3 rRNA genes are annotated in these 5,368 nt (G+C 56.7%); all 3 read left to right on the top strand.

The features are described 5' to 3' along the window. Positions 1-113: 113 nt before the first annotated feature. Positions 114-1,632 (top strand): 16S ribosomal RNA (locus QH283_RS18725). 338 nt (positions 1,633-1,970) lie between these two features. Continuing rightward, positions 1,971-5,100: ribosomal RNA gene (locus tag QH283_RS18720) — 23S ribosomal RNA — on the top strand. A 127-nt stretch (positions 5,101-5,227) separates the two neighbouring features. Beyond that, positions 5,228-5,344: ribosomal RNA gene (gene rrf, locus QH283_RS18715) — 5S ribosomal RNA — on the top strand. The 16S, 23S and 5S rRNA genes sit together here, the layout of an rRNA operon. Positions 5,345-5,368: the final 24 nt, after the last annotated feature.

Here is a 5,368-nt window from a genome sequence, read left to right as displayed (position 1 = left end):
GGGGGGATGAGACATTTTTTGTCAGCTAATTTCCGGCTGGCGATTGTTTTGCTGGGTTTTCGGACTCTAGTTTAGATCTGATTGCATCCCTGTGGGGGTGTGATTGTGAGTCTTCAACGGAGAGTTTGATCCTGGCTCAGGACGAACGCTGGCGGCGTGCTTAACACATGCAAGTCGAGCGGTAAGGCCCTTCGGGGTACACGAGCGGCGAACGGGTGAGTAACACGTGGGTGATCTACCCTGTACTTCGGGATAAGCCTGGGAAACTGGGTCTAATACCGGATATGACCTGATGTCGCATGGTGTCGGGTGGAAAGATTTATCGGTACAGGATGGGCCCGCGGCCTATCAGCTTGTTGGTGGGGTAATGGCCTACCAAGGCGACGACGGGTAGCCGGCCTGAGAGGGCGACCGGCCACACTGGGACTGAGACACGGCCCAGACTCCTACGGGAGGCAGCAGTGGGGAATATTGCACAATGGGCGAAAGCCTGATGCAGCGACGCCGCGTGAGGGATGACGGCCTTCGGGTTGTAAACCTCTTTCGACAGGGACGAAGCGCAAGTGACGGTACCTGTAGAAGAAGCACCGGCCAACTACGTGCCAGCAGCCGCGGTAATACGTAGGGTGCGAGCGTTGTCCGGAATTACTGGGCGTAAAGAGCTTGTAGGCGGTTTGTCGCGTCGTCCGTGAAAACTTGGGGCTCAACCCCAAGCTTGCGGGCGATACGGGCAGACTTGAGTACTGCAGGGGAGACTGGAATTCCTGGTGTAGCGGTGAAATGCGCAGATATCAGGAGGAACACCGGTGGCGAAGGCGGGTCTCTGGGCAGTAACTGACGCTGAGAAGCGAAAGCGTGGGTAGCGAACAGGATTAGATACCCTGGTAGTCCACGCCGTAAACGGTGGGCGCTAGGTGTGGGTTTCCTTCCACGGGATCCGTGCCGTAGCTAACGCATTAAGCGCCCCGCCTGGGGAGTACGGCCGCAAGGCTAAAACTCAAAGGAATTGACGGGGGCCCGCACAAGCGGCGGAGCATGTGGATTAATTCGATGCAACGCGAAGAACCTTACCTGGGTTTGACATACACCGGAAACCTGCAGAGATGTAGGCCCCCTTGTGGTCGGTGTACAGGTGGTGCATGGCTGTCGTCAGCTCGTGTCGTGAGATGTTGGGTTAAGTCCCGCAACGAGCGCAACCCTTGTCCTGTGTTGCCAGCGCGTTATGGCGGGGACTCGCAGGAGACTGCCGGGGTCAACTCGGAGGAAGGTGGGGACGACGTCAAGTCATCATGCCCCTTATGTCCAGGGCTTCACACATGCTACAATGGCCGGTACAGAGGGCTGCGATACCGTGAGGTGGAGCGAATCCCTTAAAGCCGGTCTCAGTTCGGATCGGGGTCTGCAACTCGACCCCGTGAAGTTGGAGTCGCTAGTAATCGCAGATCAGCAACGCTGCGGTGAATACGTTCCCGGGCCTTGTACACACCGCCCGTCACGTCATGAAAGTCGGTAACACCCGAAGCCGGTGGCCTAACCCCTTGTGGGAGGGAGCCGTCGAAGGTGGGATCGGCGATTGGGACGAAGTCGTAACAAGGTAGCCGTACCGGAAGGTGCGGCTGGATCACCTCCTTTCTAAGGAGCACTTCTCCACGGACACCCGAACAGTCGGGATGGTAAACGTCTTGTGGCAGAGACTGTTTCGGAAGCAATCGTCTTCCGGCAGGAGCTCATGGGTGGAACGCTGGCAAGCTTCATCGCATCATGGTCGCCGGCCGAGTCCGGTGGCTGCGGTGGATATATCGACACACTGTTGGGTCCTGAAAGAACAGACGTTCTTTCCAGGCAAAAAATACGACGAGACTGGATCTTCAGTCATACCGCCGGGGCTTTCGGGTTTCGGGCTGGTGCTGAGTCAGGGTTTGGTTTCGTGTGTTGTTTGAGAACTGCACAGTGGACGCGAGCATCTTTGTTAGTAAGTGTTTAAGAGCGTTCGGTGGATGCCTTGGCACCAGGAGCCGATGAAGGACGTGGGAGGCTGCGATATGCCTCGGGGAGCTGTCAACCGAGCTGAGATCCGAGGATTTCCGAATGGGGAAACCCAGCACGAGTGATGTCGTGTTACCCGCATCTGAATATATAGGGTGTGTGGAGGGAACGTGGGGAAGTGAAACATCTCAGTACCCACAGGAAGAGAAAACAAGAGTGATTCCGTGAGTAGTGGCGAGCGAAAGCGGATGAGGCTAAACCATGCGTGTGTGATAGCCGGCAGGTGTTGCACGTGTGGGGTTGTGGGGTTGCTCTTCTCAGTTCTGCCGAGCTGGGCATGAGTCAGAAACCGTTGTGTTAGCTGAATTGGTCTGGGATGGCCAACCGTAGACGGTGAGAGTCCGGTAAGCGAAAACATGGCGGCTCATGTGAGTGATACCCGAGTAGCAGCGGGCCCGTGAAATCTGCTGTGAATCTGCCGGGACCACCCGGTAAGCCTGAATACTCCCTGGTGACCGATAGCGGACTAGTACCGTGAGGGAAAGGTGAAAAGTACCCCGGGAGGGGAGTGAAATAGTACCTGAAACCGTGCGCTTACAATCCGTCAGAGCCTGTGCCACTTCGGTGGGTGGGTGATGGCGTGCCTTTTGAAGAATGAGCCTGCGAGTTAGTGGCATGTGGCGAGGTTAACCCGTGTGGGGTAGCCGTAGCGAAAGCGAGTCCGAATAGGGCGTTGAGTCGCATGTTCTAGACCCGAAGCGGAGTGATCTACCCATGGCCAGGGTGAAGCGACGGTAAGACGTCGTGGAGGCCCGAACCCACTTAGGTTGAAAACTGAGGGGATGAGCTGTGGGTAGGGGTGAAAGGCCAATCAAACTCCGTGATAGCTGGTTCTCCCCGAAATGCATTTAGGTGCAGCGTCACGTGTTTCACGCCGGAGGTAGAGCTACTGGATGGCCTAGGGGGCCCACAAGCTTACCGAAGTCAGCCAAACTCCGAATGCCGGTGTGTGAGAGCGTGGCAGTGAGACTGCGGGGGATAAGCTTCGTAGTCGAGAGGGAAACAGCCCAGATCGCCGGCTAAGGCCCCTAAGCGTGTACTAAGTGGAAAAGGATGTGGGGTCGCGAAGACAACCAGGAGGTTGGCTTAGAAGCAGCCACCCTTGAAAGAGTGCGTAATAGCTCACTGGTCAAGTGATCCTGCGCCGACAATGTAGCGGGGCTCAAGTACACCGCCGAAGCCGCGGCATTCACACAATACATCCGCCATTCCTTACGGGGTTTGGTGCAGTGGTGTGGATGGGTAGGGGAGCGTCCTGTAGCCAGGGAAGCAGCAGTGTGAACTAGTTGTGGAGGCTATGGGAGTGAGAATGCAGGCATGAGTAGCGAAAGACGAGTGAGAAACTCGTCCGCCGAATGACCAAGGGTTCCTGGGCCAGGTTAATCCGCCCAGGGTGAGTCGGGACCTAAGGCGAGGCCGACAGGCGTAGTCGATGGACAACGGGTTGATATTCCCGTACCCGTGTATCCGCGCCCAATGGTGAATCATCTGTGCTAAGTGCCCAAAAGCGGATGGACCTCCTTCGGGAGGCCGGAAGTGGCTGCGCACGACCCTGGGTGTAGTAGTCAAGCGATGGGGTGACGCAGGAAGGTAGCTGGGCCAGTGAGTGGTTGTACTGGTGTAAGCCTGTAGGGCGCAACATAGGCAAATCCGTGTTGCACACAGCCTGAGAGGTGATGCGTAGCCGATTGAGGTGAATTCAGTGATCCTATGCTGCCGAGAAAAGCCTCTAGTGAGTTGGTACACGGCCCGTACCCCAAACCGACACAGGTGGTCAGGTAGAGAATACCGAGGCGATCGAGAGAACTGTGGTTAAGGAACTCGGCAAAATGCCCCCGTAACTTCGGGAGAAGGGGGACCCGATCTGGTGACGATCTTTACGGTCTGAGCTGGGTTGGGTCGCAGAGACCAGAGAGAAGCGACTGTTTACTAAAAACACAGGTCCGTGCGAAGTCGTAAGACGATGTATACGGACTGACGCCTGCCCGGTGCCGGAAGGTTAAGAGGACCGGTTAGCGACTTCGGTTGCGAAGCTGAGAATTTAAGCCCCGGTAAACGGCGGTGGTAACTATAACCATCCTAAGGTAGCGAAATTCCTTGTCGGGTAAGTTCCGACCTGCACGAATGGCGTAACGACTTCTCTGCTGTCTCAACCACAGACTCGGCGAAATTGCATTACGAGTAAAGATGCTCGTTACGCGCGGCAGGACGAAAAGACCCCGGGACCTTCACTATAGCTTGGTATTGGTGTTCGGTACGGTTTGTGTAGGATAGGTGGGAGACTGTGAAGCGGGCACGCCAGTGTTCGTGGAGTCGTCGTTGAAATACCACTCTGGTCGTATTGGACTTCTAACCTCGGGCCATGATCTGGTTCAGGGACAGTGCCTGGTGGGTAGTTTAACTGGGGCGGTTGCCTCCTAAAATGTAACGGAGGCGCCCAAAGGTTCCCTCAGCCTGGTTGGCAATCAGGTGTCGAGTGCAAGTGCACAAGGGAGCTTGACTGTGAGACTGACAGGTCGAGCAGGGACGAAAGTCGGGACTAGTGATCCGGCACCGGCATGTGGAAGCGGTGTCGCTCAACGGATAAAAGGTACCCCGGGGATAACAGGCTGATCTTCCCCAAGAGTCCATATCGACGGGATGGTTTGGCACCTCGATGTCGGCTCGTCGCATCCTGGGGCTGGAGTAGGTCCCAAGGGTTGGGCTGTTCGCCCATTAAAGCGGCACGCGAGCTGGGTTTAGAACGTCGTGAGACAGTTCGGTCTCTATCCGCCGCGCGCGTCAGAAACTTGAGGAAGGCTGTCCCTAGTACGAGAGGACCGGGACGGACGAACCTCTGGTGTGCCAGTTGTCCTGCCAAGGGCACTGCTGGTTAGCTACGTTCGGAAGGGATAACCGCTGAAAGCATCTAAGCGGGAAGCCTGTTCCAAGATGAGGTTTCTCACCCCCTCGAGGGGGTAAGGCCCCCCACAGACCATGGGGTTGATAGGCCAGAACTGGAAGCGCGGTAACGTGTGGAGGTGACTGGTACTAATCGGCCGAGGACTTACTGACGAAGGTGTTACGCGTCCACTGTGCGGTATCTGAAACAACACACAACCGCTCCCAGCAACACACTGCCCCCCTTTTTTTTCGGGGTAGGGGTGGTGTGTGGGTGGGGTTGGTGACAGTTTCATAGAGTTACGGCGGTCATAGCGGTGGGGAAACGCCCGGTCCCATTCCGAACCCGGAAGCTAAGGCCACCTGCGCCGATGGTACTGCACTCGACAGGGTGTGGGAGAGTAGGACACCGCCGGAACATCCTTTCCCGAAGGCCCCCAAC

Origin of the sequence: Nocardia farcinica (assembly GCF_029867845.1) — a bacterium.
Lineage (GTDB): Bacteria > Actinomycetota > Actinomycetes > Mycobacteriales > Mycobacteriaceae > Nocardia > Nocardia farcinica_A.
The sequence above is the reverse complement of the archived record's forward strand: the minus strand, read 5'-3'. Positions and strand labels throughout refer to the sequence as shown.